This is a genomic window from Sinorhizobium sp., assembly GCF_059070375.1.
This window is the reverse complement of the sequence record NZ_JCACWC010000003.1, coordinates 2,580,853-2,600,604: the sequence shown is the minus strand read 5'-3', so window position 1 is coordinate 2,600,604 and position 19,752 is coordinate 2,580,853. Positions and strand designations below refer to the sequence as shown.

The 19,752-nt window shown below is 63.9% G+C and carries 17 protein-coding genes; 8 read left to right on the top strand and 9 right to left on the bottom strand.

The genetic code is table 11. The annotated features are described in order from the left end of the window. Window positions 1-102 precede the first annotated feature (102 nt). The 4 genes from AC5J09_RS24560 to AC5J09_RS24545 all read left to right on the top strand — a co-directional run bounded on the left by AC5J09_RS24560 (window position 103) and on the right by AC5J09_RS24545 (window position 4,695). Window positions 103-2,292 (top strand): anthranilate synthase, encoded by a 2,190-nt coding sequence (locus tag AC5J09_RS24560; protein WP_494298741.1) that lies wholly within the window; start codon window positions 103-105, stop codon window positions 2,290-2,292. Between the two features lie 168 nt (window positions 2,293-2,460). Next, entirely contained in the window at window positions 2,461-3,381 is a 921-nt protein-coding gene (locus AC5J09_RS24555) for a cation diffusion facilitator family transporter (RefSeq protein ID WP_494298740.1), read from the top strand. Then, complete coding sequence (gene queF / locus AC5J09_RS24550) at window positions 3,378-3,842, top strand: preQ(1) synthase (RefSeq protein WP_018095676.1); 465 nt, start codon at window positions 3,378-3,380, stop codon at window positions 3,840-3,842. Before AC5J09_RS24555 ends, queF begins: the two co-directional genes overlap by 4 nt. A 31-nt stretch (window positions 3,843-3,873) precedes the next feature. After that, window positions 3,874-4,695, top strand: coding sequence for an APH(3'') family aminoglycoside O-phosphotransferase (locus AC5J09_RS24545; protein WP_494298739.1), 822 nt, complete (start codon window positions 3,874-3,876; stop codon window positions 4,693-4,695). 27 nt (window positions 4,696-4,722) lie between these two features. On the opposite strand, the gene AC5J09_RS24540 is transcribed toward AC5J09_RS24545, so the two are convergent. Both AC5J09_RS24540 and AC5J09_RS24535 read right to left on the bottom strand, forming a co-directional pair. Further along, window positions 4,723-5,211 (bottom strand): GNAT family N-acetyltransferase, encoded by a 489-nt coding sequence (locus tag AC5J09_RS24540; RefSeq protein ID WP_494298738.1) that lies wholly within the window; start codon window positions 5,209-5,211, stop codon window positions 4,723-4,725. Next, window positions 5,208-5,786 (bottom strand): HupE/UreJ family protein, encoded by a 579-nt coding sequence (locus AC5J09_RS24535; protein ID WP_494298737.1) that lies wholly within the window; start codon window positions 5,784-5,786, stop codon window positions 5,208-5,210. The genes AC5J09_RS24540 and AC5J09_RS24535 overlap by 4 nt, the downstream gene beginning before the upstream one ends. 197 nt (window positions 5,787-5,983) lie before the next feature. On the opposite strand from AC5J09_RS24535, the gene AC5J09_RS24530 reads away from it, so the two are divergent. Next, window positions 5,984-6,571 carry an ATP-dependent Clp protease proteolytic subunit gene (locus tag AC5J09_RS24530; protein WP_003534438.1) on the top strand — a complete coding sequence of 196 codons (588 nt, stop codon included), beginning with the start codon at window positions 5,984-5,986 and terminating at the stop codon, window positions 6,569-6,571. 459 nt (window positions 6,572-7,030) lie between these two features. Next, window positions 7,031-8,740, top strand: coding sequence for a 2-isopropylmalate synthase (gene leuA / locus AC5J09_RS24525; RefSeq protein WP_494298736.1), 1,710 nt, complete (start codon window positions 7,031-7,033; stop codon window positions 8,738-8,740). 211 nt (window positions 8,741-8,951) lie between these two features. Here the strand turns inward: leuA and AC5J09_RS24520 are convergent, their stop codons facing one another. The 3 genes from AC5J09_RS24520 to AC5J09_RS24510 all read right to left on the bottom strand — a co-directional run bounded on the left by AC5J09_RS24520 (window position 8,952) and on the right by AC5J09_RS24510 (window position 11,395). Next, entirely contained in the window at window positions 8,952-9,779 is an 828-nt protein-coding gene (locus AC5J09_RS24520; protein WP_494298735.1) for an anti-sigma factor family protein, read from the bottom strand. A 3-nt stretch (window positions 9,780-9,782) separates the two neighbouring features. Continuing rightward, window positions 9,783-10,298 (bottom strand): RNA polymerase sigma factor, encoded by a 516-nt coding sequence (locus AC5J09_RS24515; protein WP_494298734.1) that lies wholly within the window; start codon window positions 10,296-10,298, stop codon window positions 9,783-9,785. Window positions 10,299-10,492: 194 nt separating this feature from the next. After that, on the bottom strand, window positions 10,493-11,395 hold the full coding sequence (locus AC5J09_RS24510) for a metallophosphoesterase family protein (protein WP_018095668.1): 903 nt from the start codon (window positions 11,393-11,395) through the stop codon (window positions 10,493-10,495). Between the two features lie 82 nt (window positions 11,396-11,477). Between AC5J09_RS24510 and AC5J09_RS24505 the strand changes: the two genes are divergently transcribed. Further along, a complete protein-coding gene (locus AC5J09_RS24505) occupies window positions 11,478-11,969 on the top strand; it encodes an NUDIX domain-containing protein (RefSeq protein ID WP_494298733.1) in 492 nt (163 codons plus the stop codon). A gap of 105 nt (window positions 11,970-12,074) precedes the next feature. Here the strand turns inward: AC5J09_RS24505 and AC5J09_RS24500 are convergent, their stop codons facing one another. After that, the gene (locus AC5J09_RS24500; RefSeq protein ID WP_494298732.1) at window positions 12,075-13,067 is read right to left on the bottom strand and encodes a glutathione S-transferase family protein; all 993 of its coding nucleotides are present in this window, start codon (window positions 13,065-13,067) and stop codon (window positions 12,075-12,077) included. Between the two features lie 256 nt (window positions 13,068-13,323). Here AC5J09_RS24500 and AC5J09_RS24495 point away from each other — a divergent pair, with 256 nt between their 5' ends. Beyond that, window positions 13,324-13,875: a GNAT family N-acetyltransferase gene (locus AC5J09_RS24495; RefSeq protein WP_411921631.1), complete on the top strand. Its 552-nt coding sequence runs from the start codon at window positions 13,324-13,326 to the stop codon at window positions 13,873-13,875. A 66-nt stretch (window positions 13,876-13,941) separates the two neighbouring features. Here AC5J09_RS24495 and AC5J09_RS24490 read toward each other — a convergent pair whose 3' ends face one another. The 3 genes from AC5J09_RS24490 to AC5J09_RS24480 are packed head-to-tail and all read right to left on the bottom strand — an operon-like array spanning window position 13,942 to window position 19,752. Next, the gene (locus tag AC5J09_RS24490) at window positions 13,942-16,011 is read right to left on the bottom strand and encodes a hypothetical protein (protein ID WP_494298731.1); all 2,070 of its coding nucleotides are present in this window, start codon (window positions 16,009-16,011) and stop codon (window positions 13,942-13,944) included. Window positions 16,012-16,021: 10 nt separating this feature from the next. Beyond that, window positions 16,022-18,835 (bottom strand): DUF4159 domain-containing protein, encoded by a 2,814-nt coding sequence (locus tag AC5J09_RS24485; RefSeq protein ID WP_494298730.1) that lies wholly within the window; start codon window positions 18,833-18,835, stop codon window positions 16,022-16,024. Continuing rightward, the gene (locus AC5J09_RS24480) at window positions 18,832-19,752 is read right to left on the bottom strand and encodes a DUF58 domain-containing protein (RefSeq protein ID WP_494298729.1); all 921 of its coding nucleotides are present in this window, start codon (window positions 19,750-19,752) and stop codon (window positions 18,832-18,834) included. The genes AC5J09_RS24485 and AC5J09_RS24480 overlap by 4 nt, the downstream gene beginning before the upstream one ends.

Here is a 19,752-nt window from a genome sequence, read left to right as displayed (position 1 = left end):
CAGTCATGCGTGATTGAGAGATGGAGCCGCCCGGAGATTTCGAGGCGGCTTTTTTCGTATTCTGGCCGCGTGGAAAGACCGGGCTTTTACGGAGCGAAACGAATGGCAGCGGTAATTCTGGAAGACGGCGCGGAGAGCTATACCACGAAGGGCGGCATCGTCGTCACCCGCAGGCGGCGCGAGGCATCCTACAGCGACGCGATCGCCGGCTATGTCGACAGGCTCGACGAACGCCGCGGCGCGGTCTTCTCCTCGAACTACGAATATCCCGGCCGCTATACCCGCTGGGACACTGCGGTGGTCGACCCGCCGCTTGCCATCTCCTCCTTCGGTCGCTCGCTCTGGATCGAAGCCTATAACGAGCGCGGCGAAGTGCTGCTGGCACTGATCGCCGAGGATCTGAAGTCCGTTGCCGACATTACGCTCGGCGCGCTTGCGCCCCGTCGTCTCGACCTGACAATCAATGAGCCCGATCGTGTCTTCACCGAGGAAGAGCGGTCGAAGATGCCGACGGTCTTTACGGTTCTTCGCGCGGTGACGAACCTCTTCCACTCGGAGGAGGACTCGAACCTCGGCCTCTACGGCGCCTTCGGCTACGACCTCGCCTTCCAGTTCGATGCGATCGAACTGAAGCTTACGCGTCCGGACGACCAGCGCGACATGGTTCTCTTCCTGCCGGACGAGATACTGGTGGTCGATCACTATGCGGCAAAGGCCTGGATCGACCGCTACGATTTCGCCAGGGAGGACCTTTCGACCGAGGGCAAGGCAGCGGACATCGCTCCCGAGCCGTTCCTGAGCGTCGACAGCATCCCGCCGCACGGGGATCACCGCCCGGGCGAATATGCCGAACTGGTCGTCAAGGCGAAGGAAAGCTTCCGTCGCGGCGATCTCTTCGAAGTGGTGCCGGGGCAGAAATTCTACGAGCGCTGCGAAAGCCGCCCGTCCGAGATTTCCAATCGGCTGAAGGCGATCAATCCGTCGCCCTATTCCTTCTTCATCAATCTCGGCAACCAGGAATACCTGGTCGGTGCTTCGCCGGAGATGTTCGTGCGCGTTTCCGGCCGGCGCATCGAGACCTGCCCGATTTCCGGCACGATCAAGCGCGGCGACGATCCGATCGCAGACAGCGAGCAGATCCTGAAGCTCTTGAACTCGAAGAAGGACGAGTCCGAACTCACCATGTGCTCGGATGTGGACCGCAACGACAAGAGCCGGGTCTGCGTGCCGGGCTCGGTCAAGGTGATCGGTCGCCGTCAGATCGAGATGTATTCGCGGCTGATCCACACGGTCGATCACATCGAGGGGCGCCTGCGCGACGATATGGACGCCTTCGACGGGTTCCTCAGCCACGCCTGGGCGGTGACCGTTACCGGCGCGCCGAAGCTCTGGGCCATGCGCTTCATCGAGAGCCACGAGAAGAGCCCGCGTGCCTGGTACGGGGGCGCGATCGGCATGGTCGGCTTCAACGGCGACATGAACACCGGGCTGACCTTGCGTACCATCCGCATCAAGGACGGGATCGCCGAGGTGAGGGCGGGTGCGACGCTCCTCTATGATTCCAATCCGGAAGAAGAAGAAGCCGAAACCGAACTGAAGGCCTCTGCCATGATTGCAGCCATCCGCGACGCCAAATCCGCAAACAGCGCCAAGGCCGCGCGCGACGTCGCTGCCGTTGGCGCCGGAGTGAGCATCCTGCTCGTCGATCACGAGGACAGCTTCGTCCATACCCTGGCGAACTACTTCCGCCAGACGGGCGCGACTGTCACCACCGTGCGCACGCCCGTGGCCGAGGAAATCTTCGACCGGGTCAAGCCCGACCTCGTCGTGCTTTCGCCCGGTCCCGGCACCCCGAAGGACTTCGACTGCAAGGCGACGATCAAGAAGGCGCGGGCGCGGGACCTGCCGATCTTCGGCGTCTGCCTGGGGCTGCAGGCGCTCGCGGAGGCTTATGGCGGCGATCTTCGTCAGCTGGCGATCCCGATGCACGGGAAACCCTCGCGCATCCGCGTGCTCGAACCCGGCGTCGTCTTCTCCGGCCTCGGCAAGGAGGTGACGGTCGGGCGCTATCATTCGATTTTCGCCGATCCGTCCAACCTGCCGCGCGAATTCGTGATCACGGCCGAAAGCGAAGATGGTACGATCATGGGCATCGAACACAGCAAGGAGCCGGTGGCGGCCGTACAGTTCCATCCGGAATCGATCATGACGCTCGGCGGCGACGCCGGCATGCGGATGATCGAGAACGTGGTTGCCCATCTCGCCAAACGGGCGAAGACAAAGGCAGCCTGACCTCTTGCGCGTCGGCTGTATCGGCTCGAGGCATTCGACCGTTTGACAAGCGGCCCGTAATCGCCCATATGGCGCCCATGATCCGCCTGCGCGAAAACCCGCGCGGGCGGTTTTGCATTTGAATGGCCTTGCATCTGCAACTCGTTTGCATCTGCAGGAGGAATGACGATGACCGGAACCGACAATAGAACCGTCCTGCGACTCGCCTTCTGGGGCATCCCCCTGTCGCTGGCCGTGATGGGTCTTAAAATGCTCGCCTGGTGGGTGACGGGCTCGGTGGCGCTCCTGTCCGACGGGCTGGAATCCTCCGTCAACGTGGTCGCCGCGGTGATTGCCTATGCGATGATCGGCTATGCGGCAAAGCCGGCCGATGCCGATCACCCCTTCGGGCATCACAAGGCGGAATACTTCTCCGCGGTCATCGAAGGCGTGCTGATCGTCCTGGCGGCGTTGCTGATTATCTGGGAAGCCATCCCCGAAATGATGGCACCGGTGCTTCTGAATGCACCGACGCTGGGCCTCGCCATCAATTTTGCTGCCGGCGTCGTCAATGCGGTCTGGGCCTATGTGCTTATCCGGGCGGGCAGCCGCCATCGCTCGCCCGCGTTGAGTGCGGACGGCCAGCATATTCTCTCCGATGTCGTGACCTCCGTGGGCGTGCTCGTCGGCCTTCTTCTCGCCATCGCCACCGGCTACGCGATCCTCGATCCGCTGCTCGCCGTGATCGTCGCGGGCAACATCCTCTTCCAGGGCTGGAAGGTGATTTCGCGCTCCGTCGACGGGCTGATGGACAAGGCGGTGCCGGCGGACGAGGAGGAGGCGATCAAGGCGGCGATCGCGGCTAATGCCGGCGGGTCTCTCGGGGTCCATGATCTGAAGACGCGTCAGGCGGGCCCGGCGATTTTCGTGGATTTTCACATGGTCGTGCCCGAGGCGATGGCGGTCGGTGACGCGCACGATATCTGCGACCGGATCGAGGAGGCGATTCGCTTCGTGCACTCGGGCGCGGAGATCGCCATTCACGTCGAACCGGAAGGCGAAAAAGCGCACGGGGTGCGCGTTAAGGTTAGTGGAGCATCACGGAAATGACCAAGACTGACGTATCGGGACTTTCACAACTGGGGACGAAGGTCGATCTGCCCCAGAGCCCGGAAGAAGCGGTGCTCGAAAGGGTGCCGAGCGGGCACGGCGGCACGGATTTCGTCGTGCGCTTTACGGCGCCCGAGTTCACCTCGCTTTGCCCGATGACCGGGCAGCCCGACTTCGCGCATATCGTCATCGACTATGTGCCGGACGGCTGGCTGGTCGAATCGAAATCGCTCAAGCTGTTCCTGCATTCGTTCCGCAACCACGGCGCTTTCCACGAGGATTGCACGATCGAGATCGCCAAGCGGCTGGTTTCGCTGCTTTCGCCGAAGTGGCTACGGATCGGCGCCTACTGGTATCCCCGCGGCGGCATCCCGATCGACGTTTTCTGGCAGACGGGAAACCCGCCGGAGGGCGTCTGGCTGCCGGATCAGGGCGTGCCGACCTATCGCGGACGGGGATGATGGCGGTTGCCGACTTGCAATGGCGGGTTTCATGAGCAGGCGCGACGCGGGTGACGAAACGCTACTTCCGAAACTGCCCGTAGGTCGGGAATGGATACCGGTTCGTCACGGCGAATCCGGTGACCGCGTCTATCGTCGCAGCGACGGTAGCGCCTGTGCGAAGATTGCGAGCGGTAAGGCCATGGCACTGCTCGAGGGCGAGCGCGATCGTGTCGCGTGGCTGGCGCCGTTCCGCGTGGGCTCGCCGTCCGTCTGCGAGTGGATCGCGGCAGAGAATGAAGCATGTGTCGTCATCAGCGCGCTGCCGGGCGTGCCGGCAAGCGAGCTCTCCGCGGTCGACCTCAAGAAGGCCTGGCCGTCGATCGTGCGGCAATTGAAGCTGCTGCATGGACTGCCAACGGAATCCTGCCCCTTCGAGCGGCGACTCGCGTCGATGTTCGACCGGGCCGCGGATGTCGTCCGGCGCGATGCCGTCAATCCGGATTTCCTGGCCCCGGAGGATCAGAACACTCCGGCGGGCGAACTGTTCGACGCTCTGCGGGCTGAACTGCCGAGGCACCTGATCGATGAGCCTTCCGGTCTCGTAGTCTGCCATGGCGACGCATGCCTGCCCAACTTCATGATTGATCCGGATACACACCGCTGCACGGGCGTTATCGATCTGAGTCGGCTGGGAACGGCGGATCGATACGTCGATTTTTCGCTCCTCCTTGGCAACGCTCGCGAAAGCTGGACCGGACAGGGCGATGCGGAGACCGCCCGGGACTGCCTCTTCGCCATTCACGGGATCTCGGCACCGGACGAAGATCGTCTCGCTTTCTATCTTCGGCTGGATCCGCTGACCTGGGGATGAGCCGCCCGCCGGTTCGGACGGATTGCCCTATCGATCGAGCCGAAGTGCTTTTGACAGGCCGATCTTTTCCAGTTCGGTCTGGAGGATCGGGTCGAAAGCGACCTTCCTCCAAAGCACTCGGTAGCCGAGACGCTGGTAGAGCTGAAGCGCCCGCTCATTTTGGGCCGCCACCTGGATTGCGGCTTGCCTGTATCCACGCTCGGCGATTTGCGCTTCGAGCGCCTTTATGAGGGCCGATCCGGCGCCCCGTCCTTCGAAGGCGGGAGCCACCCAGATATCGCTGATGACATCGTCGTCGTGCTCGCGGGCGCCGAGGCCGGCAGCTTCTCCATCGACTTCAGCGACGAGAATGCGAGGCCCCAGTTCTCGCACGAACGGCAAGAACGGGTTGTTTTGTTCGGTGGCCGCCGCAACATGCGCCGGCACAAGCGGCTTTATGCCTTTGCGCCAGGCTGCAAGGCCGATTTGAGCGAGAAAGTCCGCCTCCTGCGGAAGCGCGGAGCGAACCAATATCATCCGAGGATCAAGGCTGCGCCGGCTATGGCGGTGGCGCCGCCGACGATACGGGTGACGACGCCGCGGTCCGCAAGCCGGGCGAGCCCCATGCCGAGACCCATGCCGGCAATGTGCAGAAGAGCGGTTGCGATCACGAATCCTGCTGCAAACGACCAGGTGCCGGCCGAGCCCAACTCTCCGCCGTGGGCATGGCCATGGAAGAGCGCGAAGGCCGCGACGATGGCTGCAGCCGTTGCCGCGTCAAGCCGGACGGCTACGGCGACGACCAGGCCGAGCGCCACGACAGAGGCGAGAATGGCCGGTTCGACAAGGGGCAGGGGAGCGCCGGCGCGGGCGAGGACGAAGCCGAGCACCATCGTCGCGACAAAGGCAGCCGGCACGCTCCACAGCGCCCTGCCGCCGATCTGAGCCGCCCAAAGGCCGACGGCGATCATCGCAAGAACGTGGTCGGCTCCGAACAGCGGATGGGTAAGGCCCGCCATCACCGACCCGTGTTCGGCTGGATCGAGATGGGCGAAGGCAGGCGCGGAGGAGCCGGCGAAGAGCGCGGCTGCGAGAAGGACGGGTTTCTTCATTCTGGGCCCCGATACAGACATTGATGATCCGCTGATCTTATTGGGCTCCCGCCGGCTGTCCATACGTCATTTGGCGGACCCTGTTTACCATCGCGCCGAGGCGGGCGGTTCGAACCGTGTTAACGCCGCCGTTTGCATTGTTTTCGCCGTCGAGTCGCATTATCTGGTTGGAAGACATTTCATGAGGAGTCCGAAGAATGCGGAACGACGACGACCAGGAAGAAAAGAAGACCGAATTGCCCTTGGGCAAGGAGACGGAGGCGAACCTTTTCAAGTCGCGTTCGATTTTCATTTACGGGACCATCACCCAGGAACTCGCGCAGAAGGTCTGCTCGCAGCTCGTGGCGCTTGCCGCGGCCAGCGACGACGATATCCGCCTCTTCGTCAACTCGCCCGGCGGCCATGTCGAATCCGGCGACAGCATCCACGACATGATCAAGTTCGTGAAGCCGAAGGTCTGGACTATCGGCACCGGCTGGGTCGCGTCCGCCGGCGCGCTCATCTATGTCGCTGCGCCCAAGGAGCAGCGCCTGTGCCTGCCGAACACCCGCTTCCTTTTGCACCAACCCTCGGGCGGAACGCGCGGCATGGCTTCCGACATCGAGATCCAGGCACGCGAGATCATCAAGATGAACGAGCGTCTGAACCGGATCTTCTCCGAAGCGACCGGACAGCCGGTCGACAAGATCGCCAAGGACACGGATCGCGATTACTGGCTCGGTGCGGAAGAGGCGAAGGCCTATGGTCTCGTTTCGCGCATCGTCACCTCCATCGCGGAGATCTAGAGCGTCCGCCCCTCATCCGCCTGCAGACACCTTCTCCCGCAAGCGGGGCGAAGGGACGCGAGGCGCCGCCTCAGACCCTTTCCCCCGCGCGCGGGGAAAGGGCTAGTCCTCGGACCAAACCCGAGGAAAGGGCACTCTTGCTCCGCATTACCAAGCCGTGTATAGGCTTTTCCATGACTGAGGCCGACGCACACAAGATCGCAGCGATCTTTTCGGGACACGATGCCAATCGTGCTCCTGCGCGCGCCTTCGCCTCCCTTCTTCTTCTCGGCCTTATCCGCGGTTGCCGGGTTCGCTGAGGAGCGCCCGGCGGCCGAAAAGCCTTGCCGGCACCTGCTCCTCGAAATCCAGAAAAGCTGAACCAAATCGCGCGGCCCCCGCGGCATCGCCATCGCAATGTCCCGAATGATCGGCTATTGCTGCGGCAGGCTACGCTCCAGTGACGAAGAGAAGCTGCACATGATTTTGAAATCGCATTCCATCAAGACCGGCATGCCCGAAGCGGCTGTGAAATATCAGCCCTATCCGCAGATCGCGCTGCCGGATCGCACGTGGCCGTCAAAGGCGATCACCGAGGCGCCGATCTGGTGTTCCGTGGATCTTCGCGACGGCAACCAGGCACTCGTCGACCCGATGGGTCACGACCGGAAGGCGCGCATGTTCCACCTCCTCCTGGACATGGGCTTCAAGGAGATCGAGATCGGCTTCCCCTCCGCGTCGCAGACGGATTTCGATTTCGCCCGCTGGTGCGTCGAGGAAGGCAACGTCTCCGAAGACGTGTCGCTGCAGGTGCTGGTACAGTGCCGGCCGGAATTGATCGCGCGGACCTTCGAGGCGCTTGAAGGTGCGCACCGGCCGATCGTGCATTTCTACAATTCGACGAGCGAGCTGCAGCGCCGCGTCGTCTTCGGCAAGGACGTGGCCGGCATCAAGCAGATCGCGACCGACGCCGCCAAGATGATCACCGATATGGCCGCGAAAGCGGGCGGCGGCTATCGCTTCGAGTACTCGCCGGAAAGCTTCACGGGCACCGAACTCGAAGTGGCATTGGAGATTTGCAACGCCGTGATCGAGATCGTCCGGCCGACGGCGGACAACAAGCTCATCATCAACCTGCCCTCGACCGTGGAGATGGCGACGCCGAACATCTATGCCGACCAGATCGAATGGATGTGCCGCAATCTCGACAATCGCGAGAACCTGATCGTCTCGCTGCATCCGCACAATGACCGCGGCACCGGCATTGCCGCAACCGAGCTGGGGCTGATGGCCGGCGCCGACCGTGTCGAGGGGACGCTCTTCGGCAATGGCGAGCGCACCGGCAACGTCGATGTGGTGACGCTGGCGCTCAACATGTTCACACAGGGCGTCGATCCCAAGCTCGACTGCTCGGACATCGAACGGATCAAGGAAGTCTACGAATATTCCAACCAGATGGTCATTCCGGAACGCCACCCCTATGTCGGCGAACTGGTTTACACGGCTTTCTCGGGCTCGCATCAGGATGCCATCAACAAGGGCATGAAGGCGATCAAACAGGCGAACAAGCCGACCTGGGAGGTACCCTATCTGCCGATCGATCCGCGCGATGTCGGACGCAGCTACGAAGCGATCATCCGCATCAACTCGCAGTCGGGCAAGGGCGGCATCGCCTATATCCTGCAGGAGGACTACGGGATCAATCTGCCGCGCAATCTGCAGATCGAGTTCCGTGAGGAAGTCCAGCGCATCACCGACGAGGAAGGCAAAGAGCTGCCCTCGAAGCGCATCCATCAGCGCTTCATCGAAAGCTATGTCGAGCAGCCGGGCGCGCGCATCAAGTTCGTCGACCATCACACCTACCCTGTAGGCGAGCACAAAGGCTTGCGCGTCGTTGCCGCCGAGATCACGGACGGCGGCGAGACCAGACACATCGAGGGCAAGGGCACAGGCCCGATCGACGGCTTCATCAATGCACTGTCGATCTATCTCGGCGTCGAACTTTCGGTGGCGGATTACTCCGAGCATTCGCTGCAGCATGGTTCGAACGCCGCTGCGATCGCTTATGTCGAGGTCGAGTATCCGGGCGGCAAGCTCTTCGGCGTCGGCATCAACACCAATATCGTGGCCGCCTCACTGGAGGCGATCGTCTCGGCTGCCAACCGCGTGCTGGACTTGATGGGGAAGTGACGCGCTTGCCCTGGTAGGTGCCCCTTGCCCCGACCCTCTCTCCGCGCGCGGAGAGAGGGGAGACGGTATTGGGCGGCGCTCATTAGCCTGATCTTCGATAGGTGGATCGCGGAAACGCTCCCGACCCTGGCTCATATGCGATGGCCCTGCCTCCCAGGGGAAGAAGGTCGCGACGGCTCTATGCAGGGCAGCTACTCGGTCTTGATCAGCGTCAAATGTTCGCCGCCACCGTTTCGGCAAGGTCCTGCAGAGCGGGGTCGGAAGACGGACCGATCATCACGAATGAGACGCTTTCCCGTTGCCACGATATCAAGCCGAGGTCGCCGCGGATGGTTTCGGTGAATTCGCCGGATTGTTGCGCGTCACCTTGCTTGAGAAAGCAGATGGTGAAGACCTCTCCCTCCCGGTCGCGATAGACGAGCTGGGCAACCGGCCTGCCGTTGGCGGCAAGGAGCCTCGCCCCTTCGAAGGATAATCCCTTGCGGGCGAGATCGGGGACAGCGAAGGTCACGCCGACGCTTGCGGCAAGCCAGGTCTCGATCTCGGCCGCCTGCGTTCCCGGCACCTCGACCAGATGCTCCTTCTGGCGCGAATAGATGCGGTGAGACCCGACGATATCGTCGATCCAGGGGCGGTCATCGGCCTGGTTCATCGGCTCGGCGAAATCCGTGGCGCTGCCGAGAATGAAGCCGGCGGCTCCGCCGAGCAGGAAAAGGGCGGTGGAAGCGGCGAGGATGCGCGGCCAGATGCGAGCGCTTCGTCTTGGAAGGCTGGCCGTCGTTACCCGCTCCGATTTCGGGTTGATGCCGGGGCCTTGCTTTATCTGGCGCACCAGCGCCAGCGGCACCGGATCATGGAGGAAGTTTTCGAAAGCCCCGTTGCCGAAGGCGCTGCCCGACTTGAGCTTGTCGAGCAATGCCCTTGCCTCGTCGTCGCGGGCGAGAAGAGCGTCAAGCTCGGATTTTTCGCCTTCTGCGAGTTCGCCGTCGATATAGGCGGACAACCGCACCTCGAGCGCCAGGCCCTTCGTTTGCAGCAACGGTCAGGCCCTCCTTTCCGTATTTTCGGACAACATGGCCGCGAGCCTGAGCCGCGCCGTCGACAGCCTGCTCATGACCGTACCGACGGGGATGCCGAGGATCTCCGCCGTTTCCCGGTAGCTGTGGCCTTCGACATTGACGAGGAGGAAGACGCTTGCCAGTCCCTCCGGCATCGACAGGATCATCTTCTGCACCTGATTGGCATAGGCGGCCTTTTCGGCTGTTGCTTCGACGTGCGGTTCTTCCCGCTCGAAAACGTCGACCGCACCGGCGCTGCGCACCTTGCGCTTGCGGATTTCGTCCACCCAGAGATTGCGGGTCATCGCATAGACCCAGCTTTCCAGCCGGCCCTCGCCGTTCCAAAGGTGACCGCGCGCGATTGCCCGCTCGCAAACTTCCTGGACGAGATCGTCGGCATCATTGGCATTGCTGGCCAGCGTGATCGCGAAGCGGCGCAGTTTGGGCAGCAGGCTGACCAAATCCCGTCTGAAATCCTTCATTTCTGCCGCTGGGCGCATTGCTCTTCCAGTAAAACGTGCCGGATCGCGCGTCCATTCGCCATGCGGACGCACCATCAATGATATGGAACATTTGGTCCTAAGTCTGCAAGGGACGAGCCGGAACGGAAAGAGGTTTTTGCGCCCCGGCAACCGGTTTTCCCCACGCCGGCGCGGGTCCTTGAATCGGCCGGGACCGAGAGGCTTCCGGCGGTTCAGAAATACGTCGTTTCGGCGAGCACCACGCCGGTCGCGTCCGGGTTGATCGCGTAGCGCTCCCGGGTCAGCCGCCAGTCTCCGGGCTCACCGTCGACGGAAAAGAGATTATAGGCGGCGACGGGCTTGCTGCCTCCGGGACCCTGCGAGGCGGATGCGATGCCGACGACCGGCACCGGCCCCGTATGCCCCTTGAGCCAGTGGAGCGTATTGAGATGCGTGTGGCCGTGCAGAACCAGCTCGGCCCCGCCGGCGGAGATGGTGGCAGCGAAACGGCGGATGCCGATCATGCGCTTGTGCATCGAGGTCGCGCCGCGAATCGGCGGGTGATGGATCATGACGATGCGGAACAATCCGGCTTCGCCGGCCTGGCGAAGGAGGTTGACCGTCGCGCGCGCCTGTCGCGGCCCGAAATAGCCGCTCGCGGCGAAAGGGGGAGTGGCCACGGCCGTCGAGCAGCCGATGAGCGCCACCCTGCCGCGCACCCGCATATAGGGAAAGCAGGCATGCTTCTTCATCCAGCCGCTGGGGCCGTCGTCGCCGCGCATGAAGGGATACCATGCATGCGTGATCTTCTCGTATGCGCCGGGCACGTAGGCGTCGTGGTTGCCCGGAACCACCGAGATTTCATTGGGGTCGCCCGCTTCCGCGAGCCATTCGGTAACCGCCTCGATCTCGAGCGAAGAGGCGAGGTTGACGAGATCTCCGGTGATCGCCAGGTGATCCGGATTGCGCACCTCGATGTCCTGCATCAGGCAGTCGAGCGTCCCGGGAAAGAGATGGCGCACCCTGTTCCTGTGCCAGTTGACGAAACCGGTGATCCGCTTGGAGGCGAGTTCGCGGAGGGAGAGATCGGGCAAAGGCCCCAGGTGGACATCGGATATATGCGCAAGTTTGAACATTAATCTCGTCTAGCGCATATTCCCGGGAAGGGGAATCAGTAATGGACTATTCCCGGAAACCGTGAATGTGAGGAGAAGGCGTATGGACGAGAGCCGCGGGCCGGAGATGCCCTCCTGGCGGCTCCGCTTTCTGACGCGGTTTGCCCATGTTTATTTCGCCCTGGCCCGCGGCATGACGCTCGGCGTGCGGGCTGCCTGTTTCGACGATGAGGGGCGGGTCTTTCTCGTAAGGCATTCCTATCTGCCGGGCTGGCATCTTCCCGGCGGCGGACTCGATCGCAACGAGACTGCGGTGGAGGGCCTTGCCCGCGAGCTCAGGGAGGAGGGCAACCTCGTGCTGACGACGGCACCGCTGCTCTTTCAGGTCTACTACAACCGGCGCACCAGCAAGCGCGATCACGTCATCTTCTTCCGCTGCGATAATGTCCGCCAGGAGCGGCCGAAGCGTCCGGATCTCGAAATCGCCGCGGCGGGCTTCTTTCCGCTCGACGACCTTCCGGCGGACACGACGCCTGCGACCCGGCGCCGGCTGGCGGAGCTCGCTGGAAGCGCGGCGCCCGATACGTTCTGGTAGGGGACCGATCGCGTCGGATCGCCCCCTTAGCCGCCTGCTTGTCCCTTCTCCCCAGCAAGCGGACGAAGGGACAAGCGGCTAGCGCCCATTTTCTCTCATCCTTGTTCAGAGGTTATCCCGCCCGTGCGGTGCTCCAAGGTCGAGTACCGGACCCGCCGGCACGATGCCCGTGGGATTGATCGTCGTATGGCTGCGGTAATAGTGCTGCTTGATGTGGTGCATATTGACCGTCTCGGCGACGCCCGGCACCTGGTAGAGCTCGCGCAGATAGCCGTAGAGATTCGGATAGTCCGCAATGCGGCGGATGTTGCATTTGAAATGGCCGACATAGACCGGATCGAAACGGACGAGTGTCGTGAAGAGCCGCCAATCGGCTTCCGTCAGGCGGTCTCCCGTGAGATAGCGCTTCGACGCGAGGCGGTTCTCCAGTTCGTCCAGCATGGAGAAGAGGGCGGCGACGCTCTCCTCATAGGCCGCCTGGCTGGTTGCGAAGCCGGCCTTGTAGACCCCGTTGTTGACCGCGTCGTAGATACGCGCATTGAGCGCGTCGATTTCGGGACGTAGATCTTGCGGGCAGAAATCTGCCGTCGAGCCGGTCAGACGATCGAAGGCCGAGTTGAACATGCGGATGATTTCGGCGGACTCGTTCGAGACGATCGTGTTCTTCCGCTTATCCCAGAGGACCGGCACCGTCACCCGGCCGGAATAGACCGGGTCGGCGCGCAGATAGACTTCCCAGAGCATGCGCGAGCCGAAGAGGTGATCGGCGGTGCCGCCGTTCTCGCCCTCACGGTCCTCTCCCTTGAATTCCCAGCCATTGGCCAGCATCAGCGGGTCGACGATGGAAAGAGAGATGAGGTCTTCGAGCTTCTTGAGCTTGCGGAAGATCAGCGTGCGGTGCGCCCAGGGGCAGGCAAGGGACACATAAAGATGATAGCGGCTCGCTTCGGCCTCGAAGCCGCCTTCGCCGGAAGGGCCGGGCGATCCATCTGCCGTGATCCAGTTGCGGAACTGCGATTCGCTGCGCTTGAAATGACCGTTCGTCGCACGCGTGTCGTACCAGACATCCTGCCAGACGCCATTCACGAGCCTACCCATAGGCCAACTCCTTTCGATCGTTTGCTGACGTCATAATTAGTGCTGAGAACCGCGGCCGATAGATGTGAAATTCCGAACAGTGCGTTTTACCCTTTGACTGGCAGCATTTTTCTGCTATCGGCGAAACGGTAGCTCTTTCATCTGGGAACGATCACAACAATGATCCTGTCGGGAAGCCTGCGACGACGCTGATGCTGCAAACGCCCATTCGGGGCGAGCCATCCTCCATGTCCGTTCGCATGCCGGTTCTCGACACATGAAAAAGCACGATCTCGTCTATCTGACCGAAGACGCATCCCACGACGCAGCCATCGAAATCATCAATGAAGAGGCGTTCGGGCCGGGTCGCTTCACCCGCGCCGCCGCGCGGATTCGCGAGCAGGGGCCCCATGACCGGTCGCTCTCCTTCATCTGCGCCGATAACGGCGAAACGATCGCGTCGGTCCGGATGACGCCGGTAACGGCCGGTTCGGTGAAAGGACATCTGCTCGGCCCGCTTGCCGTCCGGCCCTCGCACAAGAACCAGGGCATCGGCCGGGAACTCGTCCGTATTGCAGTCGAAGCGGCGCGCCGCAAGGGCACCGAAGCGGTTATCCTCGTCGGCGATCCGCCCTATTACCAGCCGCTCGGTTTCGAGAAGGTACGCCATGGCGCGCTCCAATTCCCGGGTCCCGTCGATCCCGCGAGGGTTCTCGTCGTGCCGGTCGCGCCGGACGTTCACGCCCGGCTTGAAGGCGTGATCGCCTGGCGGGATGACGGCGCCACCTGCCTCACTGCGCGCACGGAGGCGCAAGGGGCGGCTGCCTGATCTCTGGACGTCGGCCTATTCGTCGTCCTCGGCCCGAGAATGGCGAAGCCGTGGCCTCGTCGGCGTTCACCGCCCCTCGCGATACCAGGTAGCGGAGATGAGGAAGAGCAGTGCCGCCAGGCCGAAGAGCCCCGCGAATAGCGAAAGGGAATCGATGCCCTTCAACACCGTCTCGTCGGTCATGCGCAGCGACAGGCGCTGATCGTCGGCGACGCGGACGGCGCCGCGAACCGGGAGGATAGACGGGAGGTCGACGGGTCCGTCGGCGCTCGCCAGACGGCGGACCAGGCCCTTCGTCTTCTCCGCCCAGGGTTTGATCTTCTCTTCCGTGGAAATCGCCGCCTTGAATTCGGGCGCATCGACGTTGCCGACATGGACGAGCGTCGTCAATTCGTCGTTGGCAACTTCGAAAAGGCCGATTTCATTGGTCTCGACCTCAGCCTTGTAGAGCCCCGGCTCGCCTTCCGTGAGCGTGACTTCCTGGGTCCGGCCGGAAGGATAGGTGAGGGTCGCCTGGCCGGGATCTCCTTCGATCGTCTGGCGCGTGATCTCGAGAGTCCGGCCCATCGCGCGGGCGGTGAGCGCCTCCTCTTCGAGCGCCGGCTCCTGCATCAGCCAATGCGCCGTGCGGCGATAGAGCGAGACATGCGGCCCACCCCCTTCGAAGCCGCGCGCCCACAGCCAACCCTGGTCGGAGAGCAGCATGGCGACACGCCCCTTGCCGACGCGATTGAGGACCAGCAGCGGCTTGCCGTCAGCAGCTTCCATTACCGTCTGCCCGAGCGGCCTGTCCACGTCGACGGTACGGAACCAGCGGCCCCAGGCCGGCGGTTCGTCCGCTGCCCCTTCGAGCCCGCGGGTGACCGGGTGCTTCTTTCCTTCCTCCGAGAGCCGGGGGAAGAACGCCTTCTCGTTCATGACGCCGGTCGGCGTTGCCGGCAGCACCGCCGCAAGCGGGGTCGCGGCGATCGAATCGTCGCCGGCGTGCTCCGGCCCGGCGGCGATCAGCAGCGCTCCACCGTTCTGCACGTACTGGGCGATGTTGTCGTAATAGAGGATCGGCAGCACGCCACGATGCTGGTAGCGATCGAAAATGATGAGGTCGAACTCGCTGATCTTGTCGACGAAAAGCTCCCGCGTCGGGAAGGCGATGAGCGAGAGTTCGTTGATCGGCGTGCCGTCCTGTTTCTCCGGCGGCCGGAGAATGGTGAAATGGACGAGGTCGACCGCGGCATCGGATTTCAAGAGGTTGCGCCAGGCGCGCTCGCCCGCATGCGGCTCTCCCGAAACGAGGAGCACGCGAAGATTTTCGCGGATGCCGTCGAGCACATGCACGGCGCGGTTGTTCGTCTCCGTCACCTCGCCGGCAACCGGATTGACGGCGAATTCCAGGATGTTGTTGCCGCCGCGCGGAACGGTGAAGCTGAACGGAACGTCTGTGCCGGGCTCCGCCTGCTCCGTGGCGATCTCGTTGCCGTTCAGGCGGATCGTCACCTCGGCGCTGCCGCCGGGAGCCGCGCCGTCATCCACGACTCGAAAGGTCATTCTCTGCTGTTCGCCGACGATGCCGAAGCGGGGGGCGCTGACGATTTCGATGCGCCGGTCGAACTCGTCCGGCTTGCCGCTGATCAGGGCGTGGACGGGTGCATCGAAGCCGAGCTTCTGGTTGACGTCCGGCACGTCGTGGATCTGGCCGTCGGTAATGAAGATGGCGCCGCCGACACGGGCGGGCGGCACGTCTGCGAGCGCCGTTGTCAGGGCGCCGAAGAGCCTGGTCGAGGGGGCCTCGGTTTCCTCGCTGTCGGCGGCTTCGACAATGCGCGCCTCGATCTGGGGGAAACGGGAAAGGCGTTGCTTGAGCCCCTCGAGCGCCTGGTCGGTCTGCGCGCGGCGGTCACCGTTCTCCTGGCTCTGGCTGCGGTCGACAACGACGGCGACAATGGTGGAGAGGGGTTCGCGCTCCTCCTGGAAGAGGACGGGATTTGCAAGCGCGAGGCAGAATGCAGCCAGTGCCGCCGCCCTGATCCAGGCTCCCCGAACGCCGCGCCAGATACCGAGTGCCGCCAGAACGGCTGCGACAAGCGCCAGTGCCGCGAGATACGGCCAGGCGAGAAGCGGCGAGAAATCGATTGTCATCGCCGGGTCCTCATTGTCCGAGCCGCTCGAGCAGGGCGGGCACGTGCACCTGGTCGGCCTTGTAGTTGCCGGTCAGCATGTACATCATGATGTTGACACCGGAGCGAAAGGCGTATTCGCGCTGCATTTCGTCCGGCGGCACGGTCGGCAGCAGTGCGACTCCGTTCGAATCCACGGCCCATGCACCGGCAAAGTCGTTGCCGGTGATGATGATCGGCGTCACCCCGTCGCCCGGCCGCGCCGGCCGGTTGCTCGGTTCCTCGCGACTATCGAGCTGGGATTCGATCCACAGCGGGCTGCCGGTATAGCGGCCGGGAAAATTCGTCAGCAGATAGAAGGCCTTGGTCAGGACATGGTCGGCCGGAACCGGCTCCAGCGGCGGTATGTCGAGATTGCCGAGGATCGCCTGGAGACGTTCGGTGTTCGCGCTGGTTCCGTTCGAGGAAGAGCCGAGCGAGGAAAACTGATCACGCGTGTCGAACAGGACCGTGCCGCCCGCCCGCATATAGGCATCGATTCGGCTGACGGCTTGCGGGCTCGGCATGGGCGCGCTGGCGGAAATCGGCCAGTAGATGATGGGGTAGAGGCTCAGTTCGTCCTTGGAGATGTCAAGGCCGACGGGCGCGCCGGGCTCGAGCGTGGTGCGATAGGTCAGGAAGTCGGTGAGGCCTCTCAGCCCGTCTTCGGAAAGGCGGTCCACCTCTTCCTCGCCGGTGACCACATAGGCGAGATGCGTGGTGTCCAGCCGCTCGAGGATGCGCTGGTCGTCCGGGCGCGTGTCGTCGGCAAAGGCCTGCGGTGGGGCGAGGAAGACGGTTCCGGCGAGGACTATGATGATTGCCGAAGCGGCCCTTGCCATCCGAGCGCGTGAAAATACGCCACCCATGAAGAGCACGATCAGAGCGTCCGCGAGCAGCAGCAGGAGGGCGAGCGTCATCAGCGCCGGCTTCAGCGACCAGCTTTCCGTACCGGCCAGCCGCTCGGAGGTATGAGGGCCGGCGGTGGTCATGTCGATCCGCTTGAGCTCGGCGTCGCGCGGTAAGAGGTTGAGCGCCGTGAAGCCGTCCTCGGAGCCGTAGAGTCCCGGAGGATTGTCGGTTGTCGCGACCGGTGCCTTGCCGGGCACGATGTCGAGGGGACGGGCATTGCCCGTCTCGGCGACGAGCACGCCATCGGCGTTCAGAAGCCGGTAGGGCGGCAAGGTCTGCGCCTTCACGGCCTTGCCGTCGCTGGCGATACCGCCGCCGCGCGAGAGCTGGACACTGCGGCGGAGCATTTCAACGAAATGGCCCGAGATCGGCAGGTTCGACCATGTGGCCTCGGCGCTGACGTGAAAGAGCACGATGCGGCCCGCCCCGCGTGTCGCAGTCGTGACCAGCGGTGTGCCGTCGGCGAGGTTTGCCCATGTGCGCTCCGCCAGATCGGCTGTCGGTTCGGCCAGAACCTGACGCTTGACGAGAATGTCGGTGGGGCGGGCCATGCCGGCGAAGGGACTGTTGCCGGGATAATCGGCGAGCGGCTGCGGTTCGGACCAGGAGAGCGCGCCGCCGAGCGCCCGTTCGCCCTGGCGAAGCGTGACCGGGACGAGCGGATCGTCCGCAGGTGCGGCGGCCAGGCGGGGGCCGGCGAAGCGGATCAGCGTGCCGCCGTTGTCGATCCATTTCGCAAGCAGGGGATAGGTCTCTTCCGGCAGCCGTCCGATGTCGGCCATGATCAGAACCGAGGGGCGCTGCTCGAGAAGCTCCGGAATCGCAACGGCAAGATCGTTCTGGCGGGGCTCGACGAGATCGGCATAGGGGGCGAGCGCCCGATTGATATAGTAGAGGGGCGAGAGCAGCGGCTGCGACAGGTCACGTGCCTCGCCGCTCAGTAGAGCCACGCGACGGCGGCGAAAGCCGTCGTCGAGGAGATGCTGGGCGCCTGCGGTCGCGGCTCCTTCGATGCCGATGCGGGCGAAGTCGTTGCGCAGTTCGAACGGGGCCTCGATCATCCCCTTGGCGGTTGCTGCGCCGGGTGCGAAATCGATCGCCCCGCTGGCGATCGCCCGGCCGCGGGTATCGAAGGCAATGATGGGCAGGGAACGGCCGTCGTCGGTCTTCAGCCGGCTCGCCGTCACCGACATGCCGCCGGACTCGTTGCTCGTCGTAGTGAGTGCCACGGCCTCGCTGCCGTCCGCTTCGATCACCTTGAGACCGGCCGCGCCGATCCCGGCCAGCGCCTCCATCGTCTTGCCGTCGCCCCCTTCGATGCCGTCGGTGATGAAGGCGACCGTTCCCGGAGGAGCGTCTTCGAAGGCCGCCTGCAAGGCCGCGATTGCGGAACCACGGTCGGCGGGCAGCGGCTCGGGTCTGGCCGCCGCCAGTCGGTTGCGCGCAGTGCTCGCCGATCCGGGGGTCGCGTCGTGCTGGCGCTCTCCGGTGAAGACGATCGAAATCGCGACATCCTTCGCCTCGGCGTCGTCGATCAGCGCCGAGGCGGCTTCGACACGCCGCTCCCAGTCGGGCGCCGTTGCCCAACTGTTGTCGATCAGCAGCGCCAGCGGCCCGGAGGTCGCGAGCGTATTGCTGCGCGGGTTGAAGACGGGGTCGGCGATCGCGAAGATGACAGCCGCGGCCATCAGCATCCTGAGAAGGGTCAGCCACCAGGGGCTTTTCGAGGGTGTCTCCTCGCGCTTCATCACCGAAGCCAGGATGCGCAGCGGCGGAAAGATTTCGGCCGCAGGTCTTGGGGGCGTCATGCGCAGCAGCCACCAGATCACCGGCAGTGCCACGAGTGCTGCCAGAATGGCGGGGTTGGCAAAAATGAAGGAGAGGCCGCCGATCATGCAAGCCCCCCATGGGCCGCTCGGCCCGGCATGCCTGAAAGATGCATATGCACCGTGACCAGAGCTTCCGACGCCGCCCGATCCGTTCTGTGCGGAATGAAGGTCCAGCCGAGATGGCGCAGGCTCGTGCCGAGGCTGTCGCGGCGGGCGCGATAGGCACGCTGGTAATCCTCGCGCAGGATCTCGGCGCGTCCCGCGGTCAGCTTCTCGCCGGTTTCAGGATCGGTGAACTCGGTTCTGCCGGCATAGGGGAAGACTTCCTCCGCCGGATCGGCGATCTCCACGACATGGCCGCGCAGGCCCCGGCGGGCGAGCGGTCCAAGTCGTTCCATCACCCTGTCGGCGGGGTCGAGAAAATCGCCGATCAGAACGAGGTCGCTGGCGCCGCGGATCATTGCGGTATCGGGCAGGCCCTCCGAAAGCGGACTATGCATGATTGCCGTTGCCAGCCGCTCGGCGGCGTTGCGTGCCGAAACCGGCTCCATCACGCCCGGGCAGCCGATCCGCTCGCCGGAACGGGCGAGAATTTCGGCGAGCGCCAGCATCAGCACCAGAGCGCGGCTCTCCTTCGAAACGGCGCCGAGCGTCGATTTGTACATCATCGAGGGCGAGAGATCGGCCCAGAGCCAGATCGTGTGCGCTGCCTCCCATTCGCGGTCGCGGACATAGGTGTGGTCGTCCTTGGCGGAACGGCGCCAGTCGATACGCGAGAAGCTTTCCCCGTCGCTGTAGGGGCGGAACTGCCAGAAGTTCTCGCCGATACCGCGCTTGCGCCGGCCGTGCCAACCGGTGATGACCGTGTTGGCGATCCTGCGGGCCTCGACAAGACAGTCGGGCACCAGCATCGCGCGCTGCTGCGCGCGCGACAGGACCTCACCGGAAGGGGTACGCGCGACAATGTGCCCGATGGAGGCCAT

Excerpts from the sequence above, each read along its gene's own strand:
- AC5J09_RS24480 (WP_494298729.1), bottom strand. The coding sequence starts at position 19,752 with ATGGCCTCCATCGGGCACATTGTCGCGCGTACCCCTTCCGGTGAGGTC.
- AC5J09_RS24500 (WP_494298732.1), bottom strand. The coding sequence starts at position 13,067 with ATGGGTAGGCTCGTGAATGGCGTCTGGCAGGATGTCTGGTACGACACG.
- AC5J09_RS24545 (WP_494298739.1), top strand. The coding sequence starts at position 3,874 with ATGAGCAGGCGCGACGCGGGTGACGAAACGCTACTTCCGAAACTGCCC.
- leuA (WP_494298736.1), top strand. The coding sequence starts at position 7,031 with ATGATTTTGAAATCGCATTCCATCAAGACCGGCATGCCCGAAGCGGCT.
- AC5J09_RS24505 (WP_494298733.1), top strand. The coding sequence starts at position 11,478 with ATGGACGAGAGCCGCGGGCCGGAGATGCCCTCCTGGCGGCTCCGCTTT.
- AC5J09_RS24535 (WP_494298737.1), bottom strand. The coding sequence starts at position 5,786 with ATGAAGAAACCCGTCCTTCTCGCAGCCGCGCTCTTCGCCGGCTCCTCC.
- queF (WP_018095676.1), top strand. The coding sequence starts at position 3,378 with ATGACCAAGACTGACGTATCGGGACTTTCACAACTGGGGACGAAGGTC.
- AC5J09_RS24555 (WP_494298740.1), top strand. The coding sequence starts at position 2,461 with ATGACCGGAACCGACAATAGAACCGTCCTGCGACTCGCCTTCTGGGGC.
- AC5J09_RS24540 (WP_494298738.1), bottom strand. The coding sequence starts at position 5,211 with ATGATATTGGTTCGCTCCGCGCTTCCGCAGGAGGCGGACTTTCTCGCT.
- AC5J09_RS24515 (WP_494298734.1), bottom strand. The coding sequence starts at position 10,298 with ATGCGCCCAGCGGCAGAAATGAAGGATTTCAGACGGGATTTGGTCAGC.
- AC5J09_RS24560 (WP_494298741.1), top strand. The coding sequence starts at position 103 with ATGGCAGCGGTAATTCTGGAAGACGGCGCGGAGAGCTATACCACGAAG.
- AC5J09_RS24490 (WP_494298731.1), bottom strand. The coding sequence starts at position 16,011 with ATGACAATCGATTTCTCGCCGCTTCTCGCCTGGCCGTATCTCGCGGCA.
- AC5J09_RS24510 (WP_018095668.1), bottom strand. The coding sequence starts at position 11,395 with ATGTTCAAACTTGCGCATATATCCGATGTCCACCTGGGGCCTTTGCCC.
- AC5J09_RS24485 (WP_494298730.1), bottom strand. The coding sequence starts at position 18,835 with ATGATCGGCGGCCTCTCCTTCATTTTTGCCAACCCCGCCATTCTGGCA.
- AC5J09_RS24495 (WP_411921631.1), top strand. The coding sequence starts at position 13,324 with ATGAAAAAGCACGATCTCGTCTATCTGACCGAAGACGCATCCCACGAC.
- AC5J09_RS24530 (WP_003534438.1), top strand. The coding sequence starts at position 5,984 with ATGCGGAACGACGACGACCAGGAAGAAAAGAAGACCGAATTGCCCTTG.